The following is a 26,242-nucleotide window of genomic DNA, read 5'->3' as shown; positions in this document are numbered from 1 at the left end:
AATACTGATGCAATATAGCATTAAGAAAAACGATTTTCGTCCCTGTATATTGCAGGGTTATCCGTTATCAGCATTCCCACTCCCCAGTCCGCATAATGCGCGACCAGCTCCGGATAATTCGGTGTATAGCAAAAGATCTGATAACCGGCCTTTCTCAGCGATTTCGCCGTTTCTTCCCGCAGAAACAGCCAGTCGCAATGCACACTGAACGCGTCAATCTCCTGAAGCAGTGCCAGAGGCTGCGGCGGAATTTTTTCCCAGAGCTGTCCGCGCCGGATGTGCGGCATCCGTTTGTGCATATGGCGCAGTGTGCGGGTATCAAAGCCGGAAAACAGAATCCGCTCTGCCGGGAAATTCTGCATTTCAAGTACTGCTGCGGTGGCTTCACACAACCGGGCAATTGCGTGGTCGCTGTCTGTCAGCTCGGTTTTCAGTTCCAGGTTCAGATGCAATCCGGATTCTTCCGCCAGCACCAGCAGGTCGGTCAGCAGCGGAATTTTTTCCCCCCGGTATACCTCCCCCGCCCATAACCCGGCATCCAGTGCCCGCAGTTCGCGTAAGGTCAGATCCGTCACTTTCCCGCTGCCGTTGGTGGTGCGGTTCACAGTTTCATCGTGGATCAGCACCGGCACGCCGTCAGCGCTGAGCTGAACATCGGTTTCAATCCACAGACAGCCAAACTCCGCAGCCTGCCGGAATGCCGCCATCGTGTTTTCCGGTGCACGGGCGGCAAAGCCGCGGTGTGCTGCAATAATCATAATCTGTTCCTTTATACAGAGAGGCCGGATAGATACCGGTACTATTTGTTCTGCAACACCCATACCGCTGCTTCCACCCGTGATTTTACCTTCATTTTTTTCATCAGGTTTTTTACATGCACTTTTACCGTGCTTTCCGTGATATCCAGTTTACGGGCGATCATTTTATTCGGCTGCCCCTGAGCAATCAGTTTCAGTATATCGCGCTCACGCGGGGTAAGGCTGTTGATATCCGGCTCATCATCACTGCGCACCTCACGCAGCGCGCCTGCCAGCACTTCGGTCAGTGCCGGGGAGACCACCATTTTACCGGCGGCCGCCTGACGCAGTGCCACCAGCAGCTCTTCCGGCTCCATATCCTTGAGCAGATAGCCGTCCGCCCCGCGGCGCAGTGCCGTAATCAGATCTTCCCGGTAGTTGGACACACTGAACACCACCACCCGGCCGGAGAGCGGTTTGCGCCGCAGAATATCCAGGGTTTCAAAGCCGTTCATTTCCGGCATATTCAGATCCAGCAGAATCAGATCCGGATCGAGTGATTCCGCCAGCGCAATGCCGTCGCGGCCATTCCCGGCTTCACCGGCCACAGTCAGTGACGGCTCCATGCTGATTAATTGCCTGACGCCGTTACGCAGCATCGGGTGATCGTCTATCAGCAGGATCGTGGAGGGAGAGGCCGGGTCAGCGGCTTCATCCGGATCACTGAGTATAATCTCTCCGGCCGAAAGTATTCTGTTCGTCATTGTTTACCTTGCTCCTGAATCGTCTTCATTTATTCTTATAGTTGTATTGGCGGGAAAGCTTATCAGCACCTGAGTGCCGCCCTGTTCCCGTGTGGTTATCCGGCAGGTTCCGTGCAGTGTGGCTGCCCGTTCCCGCATGATGGATAACCCGTAATGGTTATTTTTTTCCGGATGTTCCGGGATCCCTTCCCCGTTATCTTCCACGCTGATATAAATCATCTGGTCTTCTGACCGGCATATTACCTGCGCCCTCGACGCATTGGCATGCTGGAGGATGTTGCTCAGCGCCTCGCGGACAATCTGCACCACATGAATGGTCTGGTGCGCGGAGACCTGGCGCCCGGAGAGCTGAAAATCAAAACCGATGCGGTAACCCATCCGCTGCTCAAACTCCTCCAGCGTGCTCTGTAGCGCGGCAAGCAGCCCGGGCTCAGTCAGTTTCAGGCGGAAAGTGGTCAGAAGCTCACGCAGCTGATGATAAGCACCGTTTACTTCCTGGCGCATTTCGATCAGCAGTGTCTGACAATTTTCCGGGATCTGCGCGGAATGCATCTGTAGATAGCTTATCTGAATTTTCAGACAGGATAACGACTGCGCGATAGAATCGTGAAGTTCGCGGGCAATCACTGAGCGCTCATCCATCAGAATCAGCTGTTGCTGCTGCTCATGCTGATAAGCCAGTGCAAAGGCTGAAATAATTTGTTTGCTCAGCATCTGCATCATATTCTGCTGCTCACTGTTCAGCTGCTGTCCGGCCGGTAACAGAAGCGTCAATACCCCGTAACGGTTAATCGGCCCGCTCAGATTCCAGGTCAGCTGTTCCTGTGTCTGTGACGGCACGCAGCCGCAGTCACCGATTTCTGTAAAACGGGTGGCGTTATTATCCTCAAAAATCCGCAGGCACAGTGCGCCTTCCGGCATGATTTGATGCAGATCACGCAGAATATCCGTCAGCTGAGTGGTCAGGTCATTGGTGTTATTCAGCCGCTGCCCGCTCTTATATAAGAAGGCCAGCATCTGGTTTTTTTCCTGTAAATCCTGTGTTTTGACCGCCACCCGAGATTCCAGCTCCCCGTAGAGCGCAGACAGTTCCTCTGCCGTACGGTTGAGGGTATTGCCGATCATGGTGATTTCATCGCGGTGGTCATAATCCGCAAAGCGCGGCTGAAAATTCCCCTGCCCCATCGCATCTGCCTGCGCCAGCAGCCGCTGCCACGGATGGAGGATCCGGCGGCGGAAATGCCGCGCCGATAACAGCAGCAGTAAAATCATCAGCGCGATAAAGACCAGCTGAATGGCCGCCACCAGCCGGATGGTGGATTCAGTCTGGTGATCGATAGCCGACACCAGGCTGTCAATCTGACTGACAAACGCGGCCACCAGCGCTCGGGCCTCTTCCGGCTGTTTTGCCGCTTCCAGTGCCGGACGCAGCTTTTGCCGCCAGGTCTGTTCCACAGAGAGAAACTGCTGCTGTATTTTGGCCGGACTGACTGCTTTCATTCCGGCAAGCAGGGTTAAATCGGATTCGAAATCATCAAGATACTGCTGTGAATGTGCGGTCAGGGGGATTTCAGACAGGAAACGGTAACTCTGCATCCGCAATGTGCCGGATTTATTAATCGCGTGCGCATTGCCCTGCACACTTTCCGTGATCTGATTGGTCAGCCCCATGCCAATCACCGCAAAGACGGTAAGCAGCACCATAAAACCGGTGATTTGGGTAAGAATAGATGTGTGTTTCAGCATGCACTGATGCTCCTCTGAACTGACCGGTTATTCTCTCCGATTTCTCCGAAAAAACACTTACCACCAAAGTAGTACCCCTTAAAACCTTGAGGGATTAGCTGTTATAACCCACACTAATCATAATGATACTAACCGTTTGATTTTACGTATTTTCATCAGATTAACAACCGTACCCCTAAAGTAGAATGACGGTTTTGCGCTTAAAAATCAATCGGTTCACCCTTTGATTAAGATCAGTATCAGCACCTTATAACCCACGTAAAACGCCTTTAATTTCAGCATAATTTTGAGGTGTATTATGGCTCAGATCTCCGAAGGCAAGGCATCAGCGGGCGTCATTACCGACTGGCGCCCGGAAGATGAAAAATTCTGGACAGAGAGCGGGCACCGGGTTGCATCACGCAACCTGTGGATCTCCGTTCCCTGCCTGTTACTGGCATTCTGTGTGTGGATGCTGTTCAGCGCCGTTGCCGTCAATCTCCCGAAAGTCGGCTTTAACTTTACCACCGATCAGCTGTTTATGCTGACCGCGCTGCCGTCTGTTTCCGGGGCACTCCTGCGCGTTCCTTACTCCTTTGTTATTCCGATTTTCGGCGGCCGCCGCTGGACTGCGTTCAGTACCCTGATCCTGATTGTGCCGTGTGTGTGGCTCGGATTCGCGGTGCAGAACCCGTCAACGCCGTATGCGGTGTTTGTGATTATCGCCCTGCTGTGCGGCTTCGCCGGGGCAAACTTTGCCTCCAGTATGGGGAATATCAGCTTCTTCTTCCCGAAAGCGAAACAGGGCGGAGCTCTGGGTATCAACGGCGGGCTGGGTAACCTCGGAGTGAGTGTGATGCAGTTGGTCGCACCATTTATTGTGACATTCGGTGTGTTCAGCTTTATGGGCGGCACCGGCGTGACCCAGCCGGACGGCTCTGAGCTGTGGTTACAGAATGCCGCGTGGATCTGGGTGCCGTTCCTGCTGCTGTTTACCACCGCAGCCTGGCTGGGGATGAACGACCTCTCTGCCAACAAAGCCTCGTTAAAAGAGCAGCTACCGGTTCTGAAACGCAAACATCTGTGGATCCTGAGCTTCCTCTATCTCTCCACGTTCGGCTCATTTATCGGATTTTCCGCCGGGTTTGCCATGCTGTCGAAAACCCAGTTCCCGGATATCGTTATCCTGAAATTCGCCTTCTTCGGCCCGTTACTGGGTGCGCTGGCCCGTCCGCTGGGCGGCTTCCTCTCCGATAAATTCGGCGGTATCCGCGTGACCTTTATTAACTTTGTGGTCATGGCGGTATTCGCATTCCTGCTGTTCTTCACACTGCCGGGCAAAAATGATGCCGGTTCATTTGCCGCCTTCTTCGGCGTCTTTATGGTGCTGTTTTTCACTGCCGGTCTCGGCAGCGGCTCTACTTTCCAGATGATTGCGGTGGTGTTCCGCAAAATCACCACTGAGCGCGTGCTGGCACAGGGCGGTACCGAAAAAGAAGCCCAGCATGAAGCTATCACCGAAAGTGCTGCCGCACTCGGTTTTATCTCTGCCATCGGCGCTATCGGCGGGTTCTTTATCCCGAATGCCTTTGGTATTTCACTGACACTGACCGGCTCACCTGCCGGTGCAATGAAAGTGTTCGTTGTCTTTTATGTGGTCTGCATTCTGACCACATGGCTGGTATACGGCCGTAAAAAATAATTAATTCAATTCTGATAATCAGAGCAATGTGAGCGCCCGGCGCTTATCGGGGGATTACCGAATGAGCAAGTTTTTAGACAGATTCCGTTATTTTAAGCAGCGCGGGGAAACCTTCTCCGGCGACCACGGACAAGAGCTGAATGTCAACCGCGACTGGGAAGATGGTTACCGCAGCCGCTGGCAGCATGACAAAGTTGTCCGTTCCACCCACGGCGTGAACTGTACCGGTTCATGCAGCTGGAAAATCTATGTGAAAAACGGGCTGGTGACCTGGGAGACGCAGCAGACGGACTACCCGCGTACCCGTCCTGATCTGCCGGATCATGAGCCGCGCGGCTGTCCGCGCGGTGCCAGCTATTCCTGGTATCTGTACAGCGCAAACCGCGTGAAGTATCCGATGGTACGCAAACGCCTGATCAAACTGTGGCGCGAAGCCAAAGCGCAGCACACGGATCCGGTCGATGCATGGGCATCCATTATTAATGATGAAGCAAAAGCCAAAAGCTACAAACAGGCACGCGGCCGCGGCGGTTTTGTCCGCTCCGACTGGCAGGAAGTGAATGAAATGATTGCGGCAGCCAATATTGTGACTGCCAAACAGTTCGGCCCTGACCGTATTATCGGCTTCTCGCCGATCCCGGCGATGTCGATGGTCTCCTATGCTTCCGGTGCCCGTTATTTATCCCTGATCGGCGGTGCCTGCCTGAGTTTCTATGACTGGTACTGCGACTTACCGCCGGCCTCCCCGCAAACCTGGGGTGAGCAGACTGACGTGCCGGAATCAGCAGACTGGTATAACTCCTCTTATCTGATTGCCTGGGGTTCCAACGTCCCGCAGACCCGTACCCCGGATGCGCACTTCTTCACCGAAGTTCGTTATAAAGGTACCAAAACTGTCGCGATCACGCCCGATTATGCTGAAATCGCCAAACTGTGTGACCAGTGGCTGAACCCGAAACAGGGTACAGACAGTGCCGTTGCACTGGCGATGGGTCATGTGATCCTCAATGAGTTCCACGCGAAGCGTCAGGCGGAATACTTCACCAGTTATGTCCGCACTTACAGCGATATGCCGATGCTGGTGATGCTGGATCCGCGTGCGGAAGGCGGCTATGTGCCGGGCCGTATGCTGCGGGCATCTGATCTGGTGGATTCTCTCGGCGAGAAAGAAAATGCTGAGTGGAAAACTATTGCCATTGATGAGAACAGTCAGCAACTGGTGGCACCACAGGGCTCTATCGGGTTCCGCTGGGACAAATCCCGTAAATGGAACCTAGAGCCGCGTGACGGCAAGAGCGGTGATGAGATCACCATGCAGCTGAGCCTGCTGGATAAGCACGATGAAGTTGCTGATGTCGCTTTTCCGTATTTCGGCGGCATTGAAAATGAGTTCTTTGAAGGTGTGGCACTGGATGAAGTGCTGATGCACAAACTGCCGGTGAAAGTGGTACGTCTGGCAGACGGCAGTGAAGTCCGTGTGGCGAGTGTTTTCGATTTAACCCTCGCCAACTACGGTATCGATCGCGGCCTGGACGATGTGAACTGCGCGGCGGATTACAGTGAAATCAAGGCCTATACCCCAGCCTGGGCAGAGAAAGTGACCGGCGTCAGCCAGCATCACATCTCCCGCATTGCCCGTGAGTTTGCCGATAACGCCGAGAAAACCCACGGCCGTTCAATGGTGATCGTCGGTGCCGGTATCAACCACTGGTATCACATGGATATGACCTACCGCGGCATCATCAATATGCTGGTGTTCTGCGGCTGCGTCGGCCAGAGCGGCGGCGGCTGGTCACACTATGTGGGCCAGGAAAAACTGCGTCCGCAGACCGGCTGGTTACCGCTGGCGTTCGGGCTTGACTGGTCACGCCCACCGCGTCATATGAACAGCACCTCTTTCTTCTATAACCACTCAAGCCAGTGGCGTTATGAAACTGTTCAGCCGCAGGAGCTTCTCTCCCCGCTGGCGGATAAATCCCGCTTCAGCGGCAGCCTGCTGGACTTCAACATCCGCGCTGAGCGCATGGGCTGGCTGCCGTCCGCACCGCAGCTGAACGTGAACCCGCTGACTATCGCGGCGAGAGCAAAAGAAGCCGGTCAGGATCCGCAGGCTTACACCGCAGAAGCCCTGAAGAGCGGCACTATCCGCTTTGCGGCGGAACAGCCGGATAATCCGCAGAACTTCCCGCGTAACCTGTTTATCTGGCGCTCCAACCTGCTCGGCTCCGCCGGTAAAGGCCATGAGTATCTGCTGAAATACCTGCTCGGCACCGAAAACGGTCTGCTGGGTAAAGATCTCGGCGAACAGGGCAGCGTGAAACCGGAAGAAGCGGAATGGGTGGATAATGCCCCGGAAGGAAAAGTGGATCTGGTGGTGACACTCGATTTCCGCATGTCCAGCACCTGTCTGTTCTCCGATATCGTGCTGCCGACCGCCACCTGGTATGAAAAAGATGATATGAACACCTCGGATATGCATCCGTTCATTCATCCGCTGACCGCTGCGGTCGATCCGGCCTGGGAATCCAAAACCGACTGGGAAATCTACAAAGGGATCGCCAAATCCTTCTCTGAACTCTGCCCGGGCCACCTGGGTAAAGAGACGGATATTGTTACGCTGCCAATCCAGCATGACTCCGCTGCCGAAATGGCGCAGCCGTTTGATGTGAAGGACTGGAAAAAAGGCGAATGTGACCTGATCCCGGGGAAAACCGCACCGCACCTGATGGTGGTGGAGCGCGATTATCCGAACACCTATGCCCGCTTTACCTCGCTGGGGCCGCTGATGGATAAACTCGGCAACGGCGGGAAAGGTATCAGCTGGAATACTCAGGAAGAAGTCGATTTCCTGAAAAAACTCAACCGCACCCGCACTGAGGGCGCAGCGGAAGGTCGCCCGGCAATTGAAACCGCGATTGATGCGGCAGAAGTCGTGCTGTCACTGGCACCGGAAACCAACGGCCATGTGGCGGTGAAAGCCTGGGATGCGCTCGGTAAAGTGACCGGCCGCGACCATACGCATCTTGCCATCCATAAAGAAGATGAAAAAATCCGCTTCCGCGACATCGTGGCGCAGCCGCGCAAAATCATCTCCAGCCCGACCTGGTCCGGCCTCGAAGATGAGCATGTCTCTTATAATGCGGGTTACACCAACGTTCACGAGATGATCCCGTGGCGTACCCTGAGCGGCCGTCAGCAGTTGTATCAGGATCATGAATGGATGCGTGCATTTGGTGAGTCTCTGGTGGTGTACCGTCCGCCGGTGGATACCCGTGCGGCACAACCGCTGCTGGGCGCAAAACCGAACGGTTATCCGGAGAAAGCCCTGAACTTCCTGACCCCGCACCAGAAATGGGGTATTCACTCCACCTACAGCGACAACCAGCTGATGCTGACCCTCGGCCGTGGTGGCCCGGTGGTATGGCTGAGTGAGGACGATGCCCGCTCGCTGGGCATTGAGGATAACGACTGGATCGAAGCTTTCAACAGCAACGGCGCACTGACTGCCCGTGCGATTGTCAGCCAGCGTATCCCGGACGGCATGATCTTTATGTATCACGCCCAGGAGCGTCAGATTAACCTGCCGGGATCGGAAGTGACCGGTATGCGCGGCGGTATTCATAACTCCGTCACCCGTGTCTGCCCGAAACCGACTCATATGATCGGCGGCTACAGCCACCTGGCATACAGCTTTAACTATTACGGCACTGTCGGCTCCAACCGCGACGAGTTTGTGGTAGTCCGCAAAATGAAAAATGTGGACTGGCTCGACGGTGAGCAGGATGGTTATCAACAGACCCTGAGCGGGCAGGAGAAAGCATAATGAAGATACGTTCCCAAGTCGGCATGGTATTGAACCTGGATAAATGTATCGGTTGCCATACCTGCTCTGTCACCTGTAAAAACGTCTGGACCAGCCGCGAAGGTGTGGAATACGCGTGGTTCAACAACGTCGAAACCAAACCCGGCCTGGGCTACCCGCATAACTGGGAAGACCAGGAAAAATGGAAAGGCGGCTGGATCAAAAACATCCGCGGCAAACTGGTGCCGCGTATGGGTAACAAAATCGGCCTGCTGTCAAAAATCTTCGCCAACCCCGACCAGCCGGAGCTGGATGATTATTATGAGCCGTTCACTTACGACTATGATCATCTGAAAAATGCCCCGGAAGGCAATCTGCCGACCGCCCGTCCGCGCTCACTGATCACCGGTCAGCGCATGACAAAAATCGAAAACGGCCCGAACTGGGAAGATGACCTCGGCGGTGAGTTCAGCCGCCGCAGCGCGGACAAAAACTTCGCCGACATGCAGAAAGAGATGTACGGCCAGTTTGAGCAGACTTTTATGATGTATCTGCCGCGTCTGTGTGAACACTGTCTGAACCCGGCCTGTGTCGCGACCTGTCCGAGCGGCGCTATCTACAAACGTGCGGAAGACGGCATCGTCCTTATCGATCAGGACAAATGCCGCGGCTGGCGTATGTGCCTGACCGGCTGTCCGTACAAAAAAATCTACTTCAACTGGAAAAGTGGCAAATCCGAGAAATGTATTTTCTGCTATCCGCGTATCGAAGCCGGTCAGCCGACCGTCTGTTCGGAAACCTGTGTGGGCCGTATCCGTTACCTCGGTGTGCTGCTCTATGATGCGGATCGCATTGAAGAAGCGGCCAGCGCGGATAACGAAAAAGATCTGTATGAGCGTCAGCTCGGGATCTTCCTCGACCCGAACGACCCTGAAGTGATCCGCCAGGCGCAGAAAGACGGCATTCCGCTGAGTGTGATTGACGCGGCACAGAAATCGCCGGTCTACAAAATGGCAATGGAGTGGAAACTTGCTCTGCCGCTGCACCCGGAATACCGCACCCTGCCTATGGTCTGGTATGTGCCGCCTCTGTCACCGATTCAGTCTGTCAGCGATGCGGGTATGCTGCCGCACAGCGGCGTACTGCCGGATGTGGAAAGTCTGCGCATCCCGGTTCAGTACCTCGCCAACCTGCTGACCGCCGGGGATACCGCGCCGGTACTGCGTGCCCTGAAACGGATGCTGGCCATGCGTCACTACAAACGTGCTGAAACCGTGGATAAAACCCGCGATATCAGTGCGCTGGAAGAAGTCGGTCTGACAGAAGCCCAGGCACAGGAAATGTACCGCTATCTGGCTATCGCCAACTATGAGGATCGCTTTGTGATCCCGTCATCACACCGCGAACTGGCCCGCGAGGCATTCCCTGAGCGCAACGGCTGCGGATTCAGCTTCGGTGACGGCTGCCACGGCAGCGATACCAAATTTAACCTGTTTAACAGCCGCCGTATCGATGCCATTGATATCACGCAGAAAACACCGGCAGATGCACCAATCTCAGAGAGGCATTCATCATGATCAGCTTAAAAATTATCGGCTGCCTGCTGGATTACCCGAATGAGGAGCTCTGGGGACACCGCGACGAACTGATTGCAGAGATTGAACAGGCGCACGAGCTGCGCCTGACTCAGGCCGCCGCACTGATGTACTTCGTCGCTGAACTGACCGCTGAGCCGCTGCTCGACAGTCAGGCACGCTACAGTGAACTGTTTGATCGCGGCAGGGCCACCTCTCTGCTGCTGTTTGAACACGTTTACGGTGAGTCACGCGATCGCGGCCAGGCAATGGTGTCCCTGCTGGAGCAGTATGAGCAGGCCGGGATCACCCTCAGCAGCCGCGAACTGCCGGATTACCTGCCGGTTTATCTGGAATATCTCTCTGTTATGCCGCCGGAACAGGCCTGTCAGGGGCTGAAAGACATCGCGCCGATCCTCGCCCTGCTCGGTGAGCGGCTGCGTCAGCGCGAAAGTCATTACCATGAACTGTTCAGCCTGCTGCTGGCCATGGCGGACAGCGACCTGACACTCAGCTCACTGACCCGTCAGGTGGACGGTGAAGCCCGTGATGACACCCCGGCTGCACTGGATGCGGTCTGGGAAGAAGAACAGGTGACATTCCTGGCCGATAAAGGCTGTGACAATTCTGTTCTGACACAGCATGAGCGTCGTTTTTCACAGAGTGTCGCCCCGAATTACATTCAGGTGGGTGACGCGCCGGTTCCCCCTGCGGCGAAAGGAGTAACTCCATGAATTTCCTGAATACGTTTTTCTTTGATATCTATCCGTATATCGCGGGCGCGGTGTTTATCATCGGCAGCTGGCTGCGTTATGACTACGGACAATACACCTGGCGTGCCGGTTCCAGTCAGATGCTGGATAAAAAAGGGATGCGTCTGGCTTCCAACCTGTTCCACGTCGGGATCCTCGGTATCTTCTTCGGGCATTTCGTCGGCATGCTGACGCCGCACTGGATGTATGAGCCGTTTATCACTGTGGCGCAGAAACAGATGCTGGCGATGGTGGCGGGCGGCACCTGCGGGGTGATGACGCTGATCGGCGGCGGTCTGCTGCTCAAACGCCGTCTGACCAACCCGCGCGTCCGTGCGACATCATCTGCGGGCGATATCCTGATCATCACCCTGCTGGTGATCCAGGTAATTCTGGGACTGGGCACCATTCCGTTCTCCGCACAGCACACTGACGGCAGCGAGATGATGAAACTGGTCGGCTGGGCACAGTCTGTCGTGACATTTCAGGGGGGTGCATCAGAGCATCTGGAAGGGGTTGCCTTTATCTTCCGCATGCACCTGGTGCTGGGTATGACACTGTTCCTGATCTTCCCGTTCTGCCGTCTGGTGCATATCTGGAGTGCGCCGGTTGAATACATTACGCGCCGCTACCAGTTAGTGCGCAACCGCCATTAATTAACAACAACAGTCTCATCCTTTAAATGCACAGTTTTGGGTGGCTCCGGCCACCCCTTTTTTTATCACCGTGTTATTCTTTCAAAAAAAGTTGAAACAGATTACCGCTTCAGAGGCAAAACAACCGGTTTCTCTGCCGCCGTAACGTGTCACTAACATTTTCAACATCTTTCTGTCGACTAAAAAATTCTTACAAATCAATTCAGTAAATCACAATCAGCAGAAACACTCTGTTTTATCCCGGTTCTGATGTTCACTTCTGCTATTTTTCACTGCTTTTTTGTTATTAAAATGATTTTGTAATCATTAAAAAATAGTTGAATTTAATATTGACCCACATCACAAAACTGGTATGATACCTCCATCGAAGCAAAACACGCTTACTCAACTAATTCAAAGCAGGAGTTCATTATGAAAAGTATCAAAACTTTCTTCTCTAATCTGACCCGTGCTGCTGCTATCATTGCAAAATACAGCAAAGCATTCTGATTAAATCAGACAGATATAAGAAAAGCGCCCTCAGGGCGCTTTTTTATTGCCTGCGATCCGGCCTGCAACAAAAGTTGAAGCGACTGACCGGCACAACGACGCACTCTCCGCTTTTCCTGATGCAGTAACGTGCCGCTAACATCTTCAACATCTTTTTACTGATTAAAAAATCCTGCTAAATCAATTCAGTAAATCATAGCCAGCAGAAACACACTGTTTTATCCCGGTTATGATATTCACTTTTGCTATTTTTCACTGCTTTTTTGTTATTAAAATGATTTTGTAATCATTAAAAAATAGTTGAATTTAATGTTGACCCACATCACAAAACTGGTATCATACCCCCATCGAAGCAAAACACGCTTACTCAACTAATTCAAAGCAGGAGTTCATTATGAAAAGTATCAAAACTTTCTTCTCTAATCTGACCCGTGCTGCTGCTATCATTGCAAAATACAGCAAAGCATTCTGATTAATCAGACAGATACAAAAAAAGCGCCTTTAAGGCGCTTTTTTTATGTCCGCAGTTTTTTTCACCAGATAATCAATAAACACCATCATATGCGGCGGCTGATAACGCGACGGCGGATAAAGCAGCCAGGCATCCCCGCTGTAACGGGTTTTAAACGTCCAGTCCGGCAGAACCTGCACAATCTCCCCGCTCTCCAGCGATTTACGCGCCGTAAATACCGGCAGCCCGCCGATCCCGAGATGTGATTTCACCCCGCCGAGCCGCACCCCGCTGTGGTTTGATGAATAACGCCCGTGCACATTCACAGACACCACTTTATTCCCCTGCTGAAAACGCCAGCGGGTATCTGCCGCTTCCTCACTGAGGAACAGGCAGCTGTGATCCTTCAGCTCCTGCGGATGAGACGGAGTGCCATATTCCGCCAGATACTGCGGCGTGGCACATAAAATATGACTGACCGTAAACAGCCGCTTGCCGATAAGCCCCGGCGGCGGTTCATTGGTAATACGGATGGCAAGATCGATTTCCTCATCAATCAGATCCATATAGCGATCTTCCAGACGCAGCATCACATTCACACCGGAATTCGTTGCGAGGAATTCATTGATAAGCGGATGCACCATAAAATAGCCCAGTGCTTTCGGGGCGCCCAGACGCACCAGCCCGGAAGGTGTTTCACTGAACTGCCCGCTGGCACTCATCACCGCTCCCGCAGAATTCACCAGCGCCTGACAGTGCTGATATACCGCCTTGCCACTCTCATTCAGACGCAGCTTGCGGGTCGTGCGCTGCAATAACCGGGTATTGAGTGCGCGCTCCAGCCGCGAGACCGCACGGCTGATCGCAGACGGTGTCGCGCCGAGCTGCCGGGCAGCTTCCGAGAAACTGCCGGTTTCCACCACTTTGGCAAATACCGCCATTTCCTCGAGTAATGCGAGGGTTTCATTTGTGATCACAGGGAATAAATCCTTTGCATTTTTGCCGTATTATCATATGACAGTGCCTGCAATACAATGTCAGACAACACGACACAATAATAATGAGGCACACATCACCATGACAGAAAAATGCTATCTGACCAGCCGCGCCTTACGGGGCTCCGCCACTGTCCTGGAATGCCGTCCGGCAGAGGACGGGCGCTATGCGGTTATCCTCGATAAAACCCTGTTCCATCCGCAGGGTGGCGGGCAACCGGGAGACACCGGCACACTCGGTGACGCCACTGTTATTCACACCGCTTTTATGCCGGAAGGTATCATTCATTACACCGATATACCGGTCGCCCCCGGTGAAGTTCAGATGAATGTCGATGCAGAGAAACGTCAGTTGCACTCGCGGCTGCATACCGGCGGGCACCTGCTCTCTCATGTGATGGAAACTTTCGGCTGGAAGCCGACCAAAGGACATCACTGGCCGGATGAAGGACGGATCCAATATATTCCTGCCGGTTCCCCGGTGATCGTGGATCCGGAAGATGTCCGCCGCCACTGTCAGGCGCTGATCGACGCAGATCACCCCTGCCATCACTATCAGGATGAGGACGGTATGTTTCAGATCCGTTTTGCGGATTTTGAGCCTTACTCCTGCGGCGGCACGCATGTGCAGTCACTCGGCGAGATCGGCACACTGGTGCTGAAATCCGTGAAAACCAAAAAGGGCGTTCTGTCCGTTCAGTACGACGTCATCTGACGGAGCCTGTCTCTCTGCGGCGGCACTCCCGCCGCCCCTGTTAATCTGCTGAGGTTATGATGAATCTGTTCAACCAGAGTGAATTTCTGGCGCTTGCGCTCGTCCATTTTTTCATTGTTGTCTCGCCGGGGCCGGACTTTGCCGTGACGCTGCGCCAGAGTATTTATCACGGACGCAAAGCCGGGCTGATGACAGCACTCGGCATTGGCGCCGGGATTTCCGTGCATGTGGTGTACACGCTGGCTGGTGTGACAGCCCTGATGCAGGCCACACCGTGGCTGATGGATACCGCGAAATACATTGGTGCGGCTTATCTTATCTGGCTGGGCATTCAGTTTCTGCGCAGTAAAGGCGCAAGTGCCGCTATCGCCCCGGAGAGCCCGGATAGCGCCCCGGTACAAACGGCCGGCAAGGCATTTTGGATGGGATTTCTGACCAACGCCACCAACCCGAAAGCGATGCTGTTTTTCCTGGCCATGTTCACCACGCTGGTCAGTCCGTCCACGCCGGTGACGGTGAAACTGTTCTACGGCGTGTGGATGTGCGGCGTGAATGCGGCCTGGTTTATGGCCGTTTCCGTTTTGTTCTCACACCAGCGTATCCGTGAGCGGTTCCTCGCACACAGCCGGTTGTTCGACAATGTCATCGGCACTATTCTGCTGCTGTTTGCCGGGCGGCTTTTGCTGGCTGTATAACGGCAAGGTAACCGCCGGTATTATCAGACAGACTCCGAAATTACAGGCAGAAAATCAAAAGATAATCGTCCGCCAATGGCGTCTGCATAACGAATCAATGTTCCCAGTTGCGGGTCATAGTCCCCTTTTTCCAGGCGGGAAATATTCTGTTTTTGCGTCGCCATTTTTTCAGCCACTTCAGCCTGGGTAATTTTCCGGGCTTTTCTCGCTGCTTTTAATGTATCCAGCAATACTTTTCGTGCCTGAATTTCATCCAGTGCATCAATGACTTCAGGATCTTTAAGTAATGTATTTTTCAGCTCTTCAAAAGGGACTAAATCATAATCATCATTACGACTCATTTCAGCCTCCTTATCATTTCTTTCATTCTCTCATGTGCTAACTCTAGCACCTGCTTTGGTGTTTTCTGCGTTTTTTTTCTGAAAGACATGCACAATAATTATATGGTTTCCTTCATCCTTCATCCCAATGTTTTCTTTTCAGTTTATCGTCCGCACCAAATGTAATCAAATATGATTACTGTATACCATAACTCTATTCAATATGGCAAAAAAATAAATTTGGTAATTAATGCTGCCTTTTGCAGTTATAGCCAAATTCATTGCCACGTTAATAGTTTGATATGGTAATGTTTAAGGACGTTAATAAATACGTGCAGTTACGTTCTCATGTATTTACGCCTTGTTGTCCCGATGAGGCCGTTCCGGCGCTCATCAGTCACCCGGACAGAACGGAGAAAATAATGATTAAACTGAAAGATATAGAACAGGCTTTGCGTCCTCAGCCATCCTACAAAATGCTGATTAACGGCCAGTGGGTCGAAAGCAGTGATCACGCTAAAAGCCAGACATTTAACCCCGCAACCGGTGAATTACTGGCAGATTATCCGGCCGGTACCGCGCAGGATGTCAACACAGCGGTTGCCGCCGCCAAAAAGACCTTTGAAACCTGGCGCCATACCTCTCCTGCGGAACGTCAGCAACTGTTACTGAAAATTGCCGACCGTCTGGAAGCCGAAAAAGAACGCTTCGCCACCCTGGAATCCCTCGATAACGGTAAGCCGTATAATGAGGCCATTTCCATCGATTTACCGGCCGCGATTGACCATTTCCGCTACTTTGCAGGGGCTATCCGCGCCCATTCCGACCAGGCCGATGTACTGGACGAAAACACCCTGAGTCTGGTGATCCGTGAGCCGCTCGGCGTTGTCGGTCAGATTATCCCGTGGAACTTCCCGCTGCTGATGGCAGCCTGGAAACTGGCGCCGGTCATTGCCGCCGGAGATACCGTGGTGATAAACCCGGCCAGCCTGACCCCGCTGACCCTGCTGGAACTGGGCCGCATCCTGAATGATGTGCTGCCTGCCGGGGTGATTAATATTGTTACCGGTCGCGGCTCTGTGGTCGGCCAGGCGATTCTTGACCATCCGGATGTGGACAAAGTGGCGTTCACCGGCTCCACCAGCGTTGGTTACACTGTTGCTGCTGCCGCCGCGAAAAAACTGATCCCGGCCACTCTGGAACTGGGCGGTAAATCGGCGAATATCGTGTTCCCGGATGCCAATATGGAAAAAGCCGTCAAATATGCAGCTATCGCGATCCTGATGAACCAGGGTCAGGCCTGTGAATCCGGTTCACGCCTGTTCCTGCACAAAGATATTCACGATGAGTTCCTGAAAAAACTGAAAGCCCGTTTTGAATCTGTCAAAGTCGGCGATCCGATGGCGAAAGACACTCAGATGGGCAGCCAGGTCAGTCAGGGACAGCTCGATACCATCCTCAGCTATGTGGAACTGGCGAAAAAAGAGGGTGCCACCATCCTCACCGGCGGCGAACGCCTGACCAGTGACGGGCTGGATGCCGGGTTCTTTATGAAGCCGACGATTATCACCAATGTCACCAATCAGATGCGGGTTGCCCGCGAAGAAATTTTCGGACCAGTACTGGTGGTGATCCCGTTCAGTGATGAAGATGAAGTTGTCGCGATGGCAAATGATTCCGAGTACGGGCTGGGTGGTGCGGTCTGGACACAGGATATCAACCGCGCACTGCGTGTGGCGAAAGCGGTCAGAACCGGCCGTATGTGGGTGAATACCTATCATGAGCTGCCGGCTCATGCCCCGTTCGGCGGTTATAAAAACTCCGGGCTGGGACGGGAAACCCATAAAATGATGCTGGATGCCTATACCGAAGTGAAAAACATCTATATCAGCACCAAAGAGTCATAATTAACGTAAATGCCCGGCGACGCCGGGCATTTTTTTACTTATTTATTGCTTTTCGCTTCAGGTGGCGGGTTTTTCCCGGCAGATCGCGCAATACTGTACATCTGCTGCATCATCATCTGATCCGCAGTTTCCGCCACAATAATCACATAGCGCCGCTCTTTCTGGTCATAGCGGAAATAGGTGCATTCCGGCTTACCCCAGCGGTTGTAATAGATCGCGCCGTTCTCTTCCTGATAGATAATGCCTTTCTGCTGATTCAGCCATTCATCAAAACGCCAGCGGTATTTCGGGACTTTCACCAGATGAATAATACCTTCCGCGTCACTGAGCGGATCCCGGAAGCGGTAAATCTCCGTATTATCATCATCGCTTTCAATATGAAGACCGCCGATATCGCGGACATAATCGCCGCCCTCCTGCTTTTTCAGGTCGATAGCCATCGTTTCCGGCAGGGTGACTGAGATATTTTCTGTCATTCTGATGGTGTCACCGGGAACCGGCGGGAAGCCGTTCTCTTTGTAATACTGACGCTGTGTTTCCAGATAAGCTTCATAGGAGGCGGCTCTGACATCAGACACCGCTTTCATTCCGGCCAGTTTTTCGGAGGTGTGATCGGCGCGGGAAAGGGTCATTTTCAGGGTGCAGTTAAAAAAGCCGCACGCGCCCTCTTTTTCCGTGGTCAGATAGACGGTTTGTCCGCTGTCCGGTGATGTCCAGGTCGTCTGTATATTATTCAGATCAAAGGTATCGCCATGAATATCACTGTCAAAACGGTTGCCGCTGTTATCCACCGTGACTCTGCCCGGCTCAAACCAGAAAAATGTGGAGTCTTTCAGGCTGACCATGGTGTCACGGATGGCGGCTTTGACATTTTTTTCCGGATCACTGTTCTCCGGCGCATTATCCGCCGGGTTATCATACGTGACGGTAATATCATCAATCACATAATATCCGTCCGGTGCAGGCGGCGGGGTTTCCTTACATCCGGCCAGCAATGCAATCACCACAGATAAAAATACGCCCCTTTTCATGACTCATCCTTTATTTAATCACCGGAAACCCGTTGTGATCATAGCGCAAAAAATGAGAAATCCTGACCGGAATTATCCTTAAGTGTATTTATCCGCCCGCCATGGGGTATGATAACTCCCCTGTTTGTTCCGGCCCGGGGAAAGGACAATGGCTATTATCACAACACTGATCACAGGCGCCTTAACCGGGCTGATTATCAGCACCACCGGTGTCGGCGGCGGAGTGATAGTGCTGCCAATCCTGACGTATCTCTACGGCATGAATGCCCTGATGGCCGTCGCCACCGCCAATCTTCTCTCCATGCTGATGAAGGTCGCCTCCTCCTGGCTGCACTACAAACTCGGCAATATTCCGCTCCGGCGCGCCATGATTGTGCTGGGGATTATGCTGCCCGCCACCTTCGGTGCCAGTCTGCTGGTGACATGGCTTGCCTCGGTACCGGCCTGGCAGGCGATCACAGAAAAGAGTATTAATCTGCTGGTCGTGGCGGCGATCCTGTTTTCACTGTGGCTGTTTATTCAGCGGATGTTTTTCCCGCCTCCGTTACCGGCGGATACGGCTGAAACCCCCATGTCAGTACGGGAGCTTTTGCTGCCGGGGATCACCGCCGGTGTGGTACTGGGGGCAACGGGGGTCGGCGGCGGGATTGTGGTGCTGCCGATGCTGCTGCGCTATGCAAAGATGGATATCCGTCAGGCTATCGGCACCTCTATTTTTGTCACCACCCTGCTCTCCGGCTCTTCCGCTATTGCCTATATGCAGGACGGACACACGGATGTCCGTCTCGCGTTGTGGCTGTTTGCCGGGTCCCTGCTCAGTATGCCGCTGACCAAAATTCTGCTCACGCGGATGCCGGATCGCGCTTTTCAGTACGCCACGCTGATCCTTATCCTGTGCAGCGCAGTGATGATGACACTGAATCTGTTCTAAACCGTCACCACACCCTGAGCCTGTAACGCCTCCGCGAGGCGGCGGATGCCATCGGTGAGTTTCTCCGCCGGATAGGCGGCAAACCCGAATAATACCCCTTCCTGCGGTGCATCCGGACGGCAGTAACGGGCCAGCGGCTGCATGCCCATGCCGCACTGCCGTCCTGCCTGAATCACCGTCTGTGCCGGAACACCGTTTTTCATCCTGCATAACAGGTGGATCCCCGAGTCACTCGGCACAATATCCAGCAGTTCAGGAAGGTATTGATTAATGGCATCCGTCACCGCCTGCCGCCGCTCATAACAGGCTTTGCGCACCCGGCGGACATGCCGTGCATAGTGACCTTCATTAATAAACCGGGTCAGCGTGGCCTGCTCCAGATAGCCGCAGCCGGTATCGGCATAATATTTTGTCACCTCAAAGGCCGGGATCAGCGCTTTCGGTACGACGAGAAATCCCAGCCGGAAGGCGGGATAGAGCATTTTGGAAAATGTTCCCGCATAAATCACCCGCTGATGCCTGTCCAGCCCCTGCAATGCCTGAAGCGGACGATCGGCATAACGGAACTCCCCGTTATAATCATCCTCGAAGATCCAGACATGGTGCTTTGCCGCCCAGGAGAGCAGCGCCGAACGCCGGGCCAGGCTGAGTGTACCGCCGCCCGGAAACTGATGTGACGGCGCGGTGAACACCAGTTTCGCGTCCGGCCAGCGGCGCAGGCCGTCATACACATCCATGCCCTCTTCATCCGCCCGTACCGGACGCACTGTCAGCCGCTGTGATAAAAACGCCCCGCGCGCACCGTCATAGCCCGGATCATCCAGCCAGACCTCATCCCCGGGCTGTAACAGCGTCTGCACTGTCAGGTTAATCGCCTGCTGGGTACCGTTGACAATCAGGATCTGATCCTCATCGCACTGCAATCCGCGGGTGGCACGGACATAATGACAGATTGCCCGGCGCAGCGGCGGGTAGCCGTGCGGCTCACTGTGCGTATGCAGCGCATAGCGGGACTGACGCCAGACACGGCCTAGCAGCCGCCCCCAGACATCATGCGGAAACAGATCCACACATCCGGTACCGACCATAAACAATGCATCGGACGGCGCTCCGGATGCAACGCGCTGCGACAGCAATGTTTCTGCCAGCGGGCTGATATTGGCGGTCACCAGTTCTCCGGTTTCATCCGCCGGGGATGCCACCGGACCGCTGATGGCGTGATCCGGCAGATTATCCGCCACAAAGGTACCCGCGCCGCGCCGGGTGATGAGATAACCCTCATCCTGCAACCGCTCAAACCCGGCAATCACCGAGTTACGGGAGATCCCCATCATCTCCGCCAGCGCCCGCCCGGACGGCACTTTGCTGCCCGCATGCAGGCGGCCGCTGAGGATCGCCTCACGCAGAGCGTGATACACCTGATCTTTGATGATCCCGTTACCTGTCAGTAATTCGGGAAACGCTGCCGCGCCGGATTTTCGCATAGTGGCCTAAAGTGGATCTGTTAAAAATATAAAAAGTGTATCTTATAAAGAACCAAAATAACACGTACTCTTCACATCACGGAAAACGCGCGTTTTCTTCACAACAGCAGAATGCAGAATAATGAGGGAAACACCATGAATAATACAATGACATCATCCGTACCGGATCTGGTGACAGTGGCGCCTGCCACACAGAATGATTATGCGGGCTGGCTGCCGCATTGGCTGGCCTATCAGGAATTTTATAAAGTCAGCTTTCCGGAAGAAGTCACACTGACCAGCTGGTCACGTTTCTTTGATGAAAAAGAACCGATGTTCTGCGCCGTGGCGCGGATGAACGGCAAAGTCATAGGGTTCGTGCATTATCTCTATCACCGCTCCACCTGGGCGGAAAAAGAGTTTTGTTACCTGGAAGATCTGTATGTGGATCCGTCTGTGCGCGGCCAGCATATCGGCAAACAGCTGATTGAGTTTGTACAGCAGCAGGCACTGGCACGTCCGTGCGGCCGTCTCTACTGGCACACCCATAAAGATAATACCCGTGGCCAGCGTCTGTATGACTGGGTGGCAAATAAATCCGGTGCTATCGAATATATTATGCCGCTGAAGTAATGGCAGTAATATCCTATAAAAAAGGCCCGTTTCCGGGCCTTCAGGGGGATGATCAGTTCTTAAAGGAACTGATAAACGAGAGGTACTCTTCTTTACTCATCAGCGGCTTATATTCCGCCATCAGGGATTCCGCACCGGCGGCATCATCAAACAGCAAATCAATAATTGTCATTGCCATCATCTGAGCCGGACGGATATAGGCCATGTCGTCATCAAAAACGACATAATCTTTGCCGTGCAGCCCGCCGCGCACTGAACCAATCCACGGATGACTGACCGGCATGATATGGGACAGATCCCCGGTGTCAGTACTGCCGGTCATATGCTCGGCAACCCAGACATTTTCATCACCAATCAGACCTTCCGCATTCTGCTGTAACAGATCATTCAGTACGTCATTGTTGTACAGCGGCAGATAGCCCGGTAAATCTTTCACTTCCACTTCGGCACCGACAGACATGGCACCAGCCACCAGCGCACGGGTAATACGCTCGTTGGCATCGATCATTGCCGGCACGTTTGAGGCACGGACATAACTTTCCATGCGCACATCACTCGGGGTCACGTTCACCAGATCACCGCCCTGGGTGATGATCGGGTGGAAACGGATATAATCCTTCTCCTGAAAGGTTTCACGGATAGCATTCACACCCATGATACCCATCATTGCCGCATTCAGGGCGTTAATCCCCATATGCGGTGCCGCCGCAGCATGTGCCGGTTTGCCTTTGTAATTAATCAGCTTGCCGATAAAGCCGTTGGTGGTGGTGGAGATTTCAATAAATCCGTTGTCACGCTCAGGTTTGACGCTGGTCAGGTGGATCTGCATCGCCATATCCACATCATCAAACTCACCGAGGGAAATCAGCTCCGGCTTACCGCCGATATAACTTATTTTGCCCTGTTCGATAAGCTTGTTGCGGTAAGCGAGTTCCACATATTCCTCAGCCGGAACGGCGAAGGGCACTACATCCCCCGCCAGATATTCCATCGCCCCGGAATCCACCAGCCCCATGGTGACCGCCATCATATTGGCGATCTGCGCATTGTGACCGCAGCAGTGTGCCGCACCGGTCTGGTCATCCGCATCAGGGTGTTCAGCACAGATAATGGCATCCAGCTCACCGATCACCGCGACACTGCGTTTATTGCCTTTTCCGCCTTTCAGGCGGGCTTTGACCCCGGTGAGCGCCAGCTGATTACGGTAGCTGACACCCAGAGAATCAAATGCCGCTTCGACTTTCTTCGCTGTGCGGGTCTCTTTATAACCCAGCTCCGGCTCTGCCCAGATATTCTCTGCCAGTTTTTTAATGTCACCCTTGCGGGCGGCAATCGCTTCGCAGACTTTGGCTTTCAGTTGTTCTTTGGTCATTGTCATGCTGAATATTCCCCTCTGATCAGATAACGCCACTCCATGTGAGCGTCAGTTGGCCGATAAGTGCGGCAAATAAGAATGTCCCGGAGAATACCGCCAGTGACACCGGGATAATGCGCCATGAAATCGCTTTGAATTTATCGATATCTTTACCCAGTGAAAGACCCGCGAAGGCCAGTACTGTGGTACTGATAACCGCGATAGAGACTTTACCGGTCATGGCAATCATTTCTTTGTCATACGGGAACAGCGGTGAACACAGACCGGCGGCGATCAGGGAAACCCAGAAGATCACCGGCAGTTTGCCTAACGGCGGGATCATCGCGATCAGGTATGCCGCGAAGGACATACCGCCCAGCAGTGTCATCGCCAGCAGTGTATCGCTGAACACCTGCCCGAACTCACCACGGCCGTACATTGACCCGCCGACTGCATCGCCGAGCGCGGTAAAGAACACCACCAGAACCAGGATTATGGCTATTTCTGTCATCTTTTTCATGATTAGTTATCCTTATTCAGTATCCGCAGACGCCGTTGCACGTTTTCTTTTCAGTTTGTTGTACAGATAAGACGCAAACGGTAAGGAGAAGAAAATATAGATGTACAGACCTAACACAGAAGACATCAGGTTCGCGGAAGACGAGAACGCCTGAATATCCGCAGCCTGGTCAGGATAGAGTTCCAGCAGAGGGGCAACCGCCGCCGCCAGCATCGAGCCGCTGCCGACACCCGCACCCATTGCCAGAGCAAGCGGACTGAGAATGTCCAGACCGGCGATCACACTCGCGAGGATCCCCATCCAGACAGCACCGTACAGCGTACCGCAGATATACATTGCCATGACACCGCGGCCTTCCGGCGAACTTAAGCCGTATTTGGCTTCGATGATGGCGATGTTCGGCTCACGGCCGACAGAATAGGTGGCACCGACCGCTTCACGGCCCATACCTAACATAATCGCCAGCGGCAGACCCAGCATAATGGTACCGATAAAGTGGCCCACTTCCTGCAGAACCAGCGCACCACCGGCCTGAATGATTTTTTCCCAGGAGGCCCCGACGGAAGTACTCAGCTTGGCGATCAGGATCACCAGTGCCACACTCATGATAGAGGTCGCATGCGCCATGTTCTTTTCGTTGAGGATTTTAAATTTCGGAAAGCTGATAATACCACCCATCAGCATGGAGTAGAGCATCGGAAAAACCATCACCAGACTGATTTTAATTTGCCCTATCGCTTCCGCAAGAAGAATGATAAATAAGCTAACCAAAAGCAACTTACTATCTTTTAATATATCCATAGTGTTACCTTTATAGGAATTGTTATTGAGAATTACTCGTGTGTATTTATATAAAAAACGTACCCTTTCCATATTCATACTACCCGCGGGACTGTTTTCCTGACAATATTCCGAAAATTCCTCAGCCATGCCTTTTGGGCATGCCATAAATTAATAAATTAATATTTATTGATTAACCCTGTCCTGACTACTTATTTCGGGTTACTAATTAATAGATAATTCGTTAAATTTCAATGTGATATAAAATGCTATAATTTTGTGAAAAACATTATTCGATAAGTGATATTGGTTTTGATTAAAATAAAAAGAGAAATATTCAAATAAGACAATAATGTGAAGCGGCTCCTGTTTTTTTAATTTTCCGGTCCGCTGATTTTAATGAGAATGATTTTATATAATGATGAAAACCCCGTTTTAATACTGAATTTATTCAGGAGGTACCGGGATGAACATCTTATTACACCTTCCAATCACCGTTATGGCAAAATATTTGACTGGCAGTAAAAAATCACCATTGTAACGGATAACATGAATAAATCAGATGTAGATCACATTATTTTATCAATATGGACACAGGTCACAATATTGACTATTAACCCGGCCCTCAGCACAGAAATCCGGAAAACCGCGTTGTACTGAACGGGTTTCATCCGCTGGTATTCCTCCGGCAGGCTGTTTTTCACACAAACGCAGAAAACCCGGGTAAACACAGCAGAATTGATCGCTGAGTGCCTAATTGCGTTGCTTAATTGTTACCGGATTGTGGGTTTCTTTTTCTGTCCGTAAATCTGTTTCATCAGGTCTCAGAAATATTTTGCATTTGCTCACGCATAATTACTTAAAAAACACATCGGTATCAGAGTATACCCTCATGTAAACACCACGGATAATAAATAAAATTTTCTTAACTGTGATGCAGGCTGCAATATCCTAAATCACGGATAACGCCTTACATCTTAAGATGAGTATGCCGTGTGACTGACATCACCGTTGCTATAATTATAAATAAAATTGCATTATTTATTTTCGGCTGTAATCCATTTTTCTCTCTGATTAATTATTGCGATAAAACTAAACAATAAAACTAATCACTTTTGTATATGATTAAAATCAAACACTTTTTGTAAATAGTGATTATGTCCTGTGATGAGCATATTAAAATTGGGATTAGTGGTTAAATGCATGACCATTAGTTAACTAATTACATTTAATCACTATAAATATGACTTAATGTAACATATGAAAAAAGCAAACAGGAAATGACACCAAACAATCCGCTATTTTTTAGTCAGTTTCCGTGAAAGAGTTTTGTTCATATGCAATATATAATTTCATTTCTTACCCGGGTAATAATATTTAAATTTAAATGTTATCGCAATATAAAAAATAGCAGTATTTGCATGACAATTGACACTCTAATAAACAATTATGATAATACTGCGGTATTCAAAGAATATTGCTCAGAATTATTATTAAATTATCCCGACTTGAGCCTCACAGGATTATTTATTTAATAATATAAATAAAACAGATTATTCTTAAATATTGACGAATATCCCTGATAAAGGAAATAACATGAAACTTCAGAAAGTATTACTCTCAGTAGTTCTGGGATCTTTATTTGCTGCGGGTACTGCTATGGCAGAAGATCCTGTGCAACCACCAGAAGTAAAAAGCGGTCTCGGTACCGTGCATTTTAAAGGCTTCATTAATAACGTGCCTTGCTCTATCGACAGTAAATTCCTGGATCAGACAGTGGATTTCGGTGAAATCAGCCGTAACGAACTGACTACCGGTACTTACCGTACAGATAGCAAAACATTCAATATCGAACTGAAAAACTGTGATACCACCACGTATAAAACTGCGCAGATTCAATTCACTGCACCAACAGTTGAACTGAAAGACGGTACTGCAACATCCAAATATGTTGGTCTGGGTTCAATCCAGAATGCCGGTATCGCACTGACAGACAGCGGCGGTAAAGCTATCGAACTGGGTTCACGTTTCCCTGCTGAAAAATACACCCTGAACGGTGGCCGTGATCAAATCACTCCGCTGAACTTTGCAGCGTATGTAAAAGGTAACCAGTCTGCAGTTGCCGGTGAACAGGCTACTACCGGTCCCTTCGATACCCCGGTTAACTTCCAGATTTTCTATCAATAACAGGATAGTTACTGAATAGTTCTTTTCAATATATGCAGTGGTCTGCAAGGATAGCTCCC

22 protein-coding genes are annotated in these 26,242 nt (G+C 52.0%); 11 read left to right on the top strand and 11 right to left on the bottom strand.

Annotated features, from left to right (window positions below):
- Positions 1-20: 20 nt before the first annotated feature.
- The 3 genes from JL661_RS01865 to narX are packed head-to-tail and all read right to left on the bottom strand — an operon-like array spanning position 21 to position 3,247.
- Positions 21-758 (bottom strand): glycerophosphodiester phosphodiesterase family protein, encoded by a 738-nt coding sequence (locus tag JL661_RS01865; RefSeq protein ID WP_004234746.1) that lies wholly within the window; start codon positions 756-758, stop codon positions 21-23.
- A 41-nt stretch (positions 759-799) separates the two neighbouring features.
- Positions 800-1,501: a two-component system response regulator NarL gene (narL, locus tag JL661_RS01860; RefSeq protein WP_004234744.1), complete on the bottom strand. Its 702-nt coding sequence runs from the start codon at positions 1,499-1,501 to the stop codon at positions 800-802.
- 3 nt (positions 1,502-1,504) lie between these two features.
- Positions 1,505-3,247 (bottom strand): nitrate/nitrite two-component system sensor histidine kinase NarX, encoded by a 1,743-nt coding sequence (narX, locus tag JL661_RS01855; RefSeq protein WP_062772058.1) that lies wholly within the window; start codon positions 3,245-3,247, stop codon positions 1,505-1,507.
- 298 nt (positions 3,248-3,545) lie between these two features.
- Here narX and JL661_RS01850 point away from each other — a divergent pair, with 298 nt between their 5' ends.
- From JL661_RS01850 to narI, 5 genes are all read left to right on the top strand, one after another.
- Complete coding sequence (locus JL661_RS01850) at positions 3,546-4,928, top strand: NarK family nitrate/nitrite MFS transporter (RefSeq protein WP_004234739.1); 1,383 nt, start codon at positions 3,546-3,548, stop codon at positions 4,926-4,928.
- A gap of 61 nt (positions 4,929-4,989) precedes the next feature.
- The gene (locus JL661_RS01845; protein WP_062772061.1) at positions 4,990-8,751 is read left to right on the top strand and encodes a nitrate reductase subunit alpha; all 3,762 of its coding nucleotides are present in this window, start codon (positions 4,990-4,992) and stop codon (positions 8,749-8,751) included.
- Positions 8,751-10,307 (top strand): nitrate reductase subunit beta, encoded by a 1,557-nt coding sequence (gene narH, locus JL661_RS01840; RefSeq protein ID WP_004241167.1) that lies wholly within the window; start codon positions 8,751-8,753, stop codon positions 10,305-10,307. Before JL661_RS01845 ends, narH begins: the two co-directional genes overlap by 1 nt.
- On the top strand, positions 10,304-11,038 hold the full coding sequence (narJ, locus tag JL661_RS01835; RefSeq protein WP_004241166.1) for a nitrate reductase molybdenum cofactor assembly chaperone: 735 nt from the start codon (positions 10,304-10,306) through the stop codon (positions 11,036-11,038). The genes narH and narJ overlap by 4 nt, the downstream gene beginning before the upstream one ends.
- Positions 11,035-11,712 (top strand): respiratory nitrate reductase subunit gamma, encoded by a 678-nt coding sequence (gene narI, locus JL661_RS01830; protein WP_004234733.1) that lies wholly within the window; start codon positions 11,035-11,037, stop codon positions 11,710-11,712. Before narJ ends, narI begins: the two co-directional genes overlap by 4 nt.
- Before the next feature lie 990 nt (positions 11,713-12,702).
- Here narI and JL661_RS01825 read toward each other — a convergent pair.
- Positions 12,703-13,629 carry a LysR family transcriptional regulator gene (locus tag JL661_RS01825; RefSeq protein ID WP_218481009.1) on the bottom strand — a complete coding sequence of 309 codons (927 nt, stop codon included), beginning with the start codon at positions 13,627-13,629 and terminating at the stop codon, positions 12,703-12,705.
- A gap of 100 nt (positions 13,630-13,729) precedes the next feature.
- On the opposite strand from JL661_RS01825, the gene JL661_RS01820 reads away from it, so the two are divergent.
- Positions 13,730-14,362 (top strand): alanyl-tRNA editing protein, encoded by a 633-nt coding sequence (locus JL661_RS01820; RefSeq protein ID WP_062772064.1) that lies wholly within the window; start codon positions 13,730-13,732, stop codon positions 14,360-14,362.
- 56 nt (positions 14,363-14,418) lie between these two features.
- Positions 14,419-15,057, top strand: coding sequence for a LysE family translocator (locus JL661_RS01815; RefSeq protein WP_174525718.1), 639 nt, complete (start codon positions 14,419-14,421; stop codon positions 15,055-15,057).
- Between the two features lie 23 nt (positions 15,058-15,080).
- Here JL661_RS01815 and JL661_RS01810 read toward each other — a convergent pair whose 3' ends face one another.
- Positions 15,081-15,398 (bottom strand): helix-turn-helix domain-containing protein, encoded by a 318-nt coding sequence (locus tag JL661_RS01810; RefSeq protein WP_004234724.1) that lies wholly within the window; start codon positions 15,396-15,398, stop codon positions 15,081-15,083.
- Positions 15,395-15,487, bottom strand: coding sequence for a hypothetical protein (locus tag JL661_RS18580; RefSeq protein WP_345739886.1), 93 nt, complete (start codon positions 15,485-15,487; stop codon positions 15,395-15,397). Before JL661_RS18580 ends, JL661_RS01810 begins: the two co-directional genes overlap by 4 nt.
- Positions 15,488-15,799: 312 nt before the next feature.
- On the opposite strand from JL661_RS18580, the gene JL661_RS01800 reads away from it, so the two are divergent.
- A complete protein-coding gene (locus JL661_RS01800) occupies positions 15,800-17,284 on the top strand; it encodes an aldehyde dehydrogenase family protein (protein WP_004241158.1) in 1,485 nt (494 codons plus the stop codon).
- A gap of 38 nt (positions 17,285-17,322) precedes the next feature.
- On the opposite strand, the gene JL661_RS01795 is transcribed toward JL661_RS01800, so the two are convergent.
- On the bottom strand, positions 17,323-18,315 hold the full coding sequence (locus JL661_RS01795; protein ID WP_004234719.1) for a hypothetical protein: 993 nt from the start codon (positions 18,313-18,315) through the stop codon (positions 17,323-17,325).
- A gap of 148 nt (positions 18,316-18,463) precedes the next feature.
- Here JL661_RS01795 and JL661_RS01790 point away from each other — a divergent pair, with 148 nt between their 5' ends.
- A complete protein-coding gene (locus tag JL661_RS01790) occupies positions 18,464-19,246 on the top strand; it encodes a sulfite exporter TauE/SafE family protein (RefSeq protein WP_004241156.1) in 783 nt (260 codons plus the stop codon).
- Here JL661_RS01790 and pdxR read toward each other — a convergent pair.
- The gene (gene pdxR, locus JL661_RS01785; protein WP_046024147.1) at positions 19,243-20,730 is read right to left on the bottom strand and encodes a MocR-like pyridoxine biosynthesis transcription factor PdxR; all 1,488 of its coding nucleotides are present in this window, start codon (positions 20,728-20,730) and stop codon (positions 19,243-19,245) included. The genes JL661_RS01790 and pdxR overlap by 4 nt on opposite strands.
- 135 nt (positions 20,731-20,865) lie before the next feature.
- On the opposite strand from pdxR, the gene JL661_RS01780 reads away from it, so the two are divergent.
- Positions 20,866-21,342 carry a GNAT family N-acetyltransferase gene (locus JL661_RS01780; RefSeq protein WP_036421613.1) on the top strand — a complete coding sequence of 159 codons (477 nt, stop codon included), beginning with the start codon at positions 20,866-20,868 and terminating at the stop codon, positions 21,340-21,342.
- Between the two features lie 52 nt (positions 21,343-21,394).
- Here the strand turns inward: JL661_RS01780 and JL661_RS01775 are convergent, their stop codons facing one another.
- Genes JL661_RS01775 through JL661_RS01765 form a run of 3 tightly spaced genes read right to left on the bottom strand, consistent with a single transcriptional unit; the run spans position 21,395 to position 24,017 of the window.
- A complete protein-coding gene (locus JL661_RS01775) occupies positions 21,395-22,720 on the bottom strand; it encodes an amidohydrolase (protein WP_073970170.1) in 1,326 nt (441 codons plus the stop codon).
- A 19-nt stretch (positions 22,721-22,739) separates the two neighbouring features.
- Positions 22,740-23,216 carry a hypothetical protein gene (locus JL661_RS01770; protein WP_004234713.1) on the bottom strand — a complete coding sequence of 159 codons (477 nt, stop codon included), beginning with the start codon at positions 23,214-23,216 and terminating at the stop codon, positions 22,740-22,742.
- A 12-nt stretch (positions 23,217-23,228) separates the two neighbouring features.
- The gene (locus JL661_RS01765; RefSeq protein WP_004241147.1) at positions 23,229-24,017 is read right to left on the bottom strand and encodes a DUF3100 domain-containing protein; all 789 of its coding nucleotides are present in this window, start codon (positions 24,015-24,017) and stop codon (positions 23,229-23,231) included.
- 1,575 nt (positions 24,018-25,592) lie between these two features.
- On the opposite strand from JL661_RS01765, the gene JL661_RS01760 reads away from it, so the two are divergent.
- The gene (locus tag JL661_RS01760; RefSeq protein ID WP_062772067.1) at positions 25,593-26,183 is read left to right on the top strand and encodes a fimbrial protein; all 591 of its coding nucleotides are present in this window, start codon (positions 25,593-25,595) and stop codon (positions 26,181-26,183) included.
- The last annotated feature ends 59 nt before the right edge of the window (positions 26,184-26,242 follow it).

It is taken from the genome of Morganella morganii (assembly GCF_019243775.1).
Taxonomy (GTDB): domain Bacteria; phylum Pseudomonadota; class Gammaproteobacteria; order Enterobacterales; family Enterobacteriaceae; genus Morganella; species Morganella morganii.
This window is presented reverse-complemented; position numbering and strand designations above follow the sequence as displayed.

Bases quoted from the DNA above. Each gene is read 5' to 3' on its own strand.
- JL661_RS01865 (WP_004234746.1), bottom strand. From the start codon at position 758: ATGATTATTGCAGCACACCGCGGCTTTGCCGCCCGTGCACCGGAAAAC.
- narL (WP_004234744.1), bottom strand. From the start codon at position 1,501: ATGACGAACAGAATACTTTCGGCCGGAGAGATTATACTCAGTGATCCG.
- narX (WP_062772058.1), bottom strand. From the start codon at position 3,247: ATGCTGAAACACACATCTATTCTTACCCAAATCACCGGTTTTATGGTG.
- JL661_RS01850 (WP_004234739.1), top strand. From the start codon at position 3,546: ATGGCTCAGATCTCCGAAGGCAAGGCATCAGCGGGCGTCATTACCGAC.
- JL661_RS01845 (WP_062772061.1), top strand. From the start codon at position 4,990: ATGAGCAAGTTTTTAGACAGATTCCGTTATTTTAAGCAGCGCGGGGAA.
- narH (WP_004241167.1), top strand. From the start codon at position 8,751: ATGAAGATACGTTCCCAAGTCGGCATGGTATTGAACCTGGATAAATGT.
- narJ (WP_004241166.1), top strand. From the start codon at position 10,304: ATGATCAGCTTAAAAATTATCGGCTGCCTGCTGGATTACCCGAATGAG.
- narI (WP_004234733.1), top strand. From the start codon at position 11,035: ATGAATTTCCTGAATACGTTTTTCTTTGATATCTATCCGTATATCGCG.
- JL661_RS01820 (WP_062772064.1), top strand. From the start codon at position 13,730: ATGACAGAAAAATGCTATCTGACCAGCCGCGCCTTACGGGGCTCCGCC.
- JL661_RS01815 (WP_174525718.1), top strand. From the start codon at position 14,419: ATGATGAATCTGTTCAACCAGAGTGAATTTCTGGCGCTTGCGCTCGTC.
- JL661_RS01810 (WP_004234724.1), bottom strand. From the start codon at position 15,398: ATGAGTCGTAATGATGATTATGATTTAGTCCCTTTTGAAGAGCTGAAA.
- JL661_RS18580 (WP_345739886.1), bottom strand. From the start codon at position 15,487: ATGTCTTTCAGAAAAAAAACGCAGAAAACACCAAAGCAGGTGCTAGAG.
- JL661_RS01800 (WP_004241158.1), top strand. From the start codon at position 15,800: ATGATTAAACTGAAAGATATAGAACAGGCTTTGCGTCCTCAGCCATCC.
- JL661_RS01795 (WP_004234719.1), bottom strand. From the start codon at position 18,315: ATGAAAAGGGGCGTATTTTTATCTGTGGTGATTGCATTGCTGGCCGGA.
- JL661_RS01790 (WP_004241156.1), top strand. From the start codon at position 18,464: ATGGCTATTATCACAACACTGATCACAGGCGCCTTAACCGGGCTGATT.
- pdxR (WP_046024147.1), bottom strand. From the start codon at position 20,730: ATGCGAAAATCCGGCGCGGCAGCGTTTCCCGAATTACTGACAGGTAAC.
- JL661_RS01780 (WP_036421613.1), top strand. From the start codon at position 20,866: ATGAATAATACAATGACATCATCCGTACCGGATCTGGTGACAGTGGCG.
- JL661_RS01775 (WP_073970170.1), bottom strand. From the start codon at position 22,720: ATGACAATGACCAAAGAACAACTGAAAGCCAAAGTCTGCGAAGCGATT.
- JL661_RS01770 (WP_004234713.1), bottom strand. From the start codon at position 23,216: ATGAAAAAGATGACAGAAATAGCCATAATCCTGGTTCTGGTGGTGTTC.
- JL661_RS01765 (WP_004241147.1), bottom strand. From the start codon at position 24,017: ATGGATATATTAAAAGATAGTAAGTTGCTTTTGGTTAGCTTATTTATC.
- JL661_RS01760 (WP_062772067.1), top strand. From the start codon at position 25,593: ATGAAACTTCAGAAAGTATTACTCTCAGTAGTTCTGGGATCTTTATTT.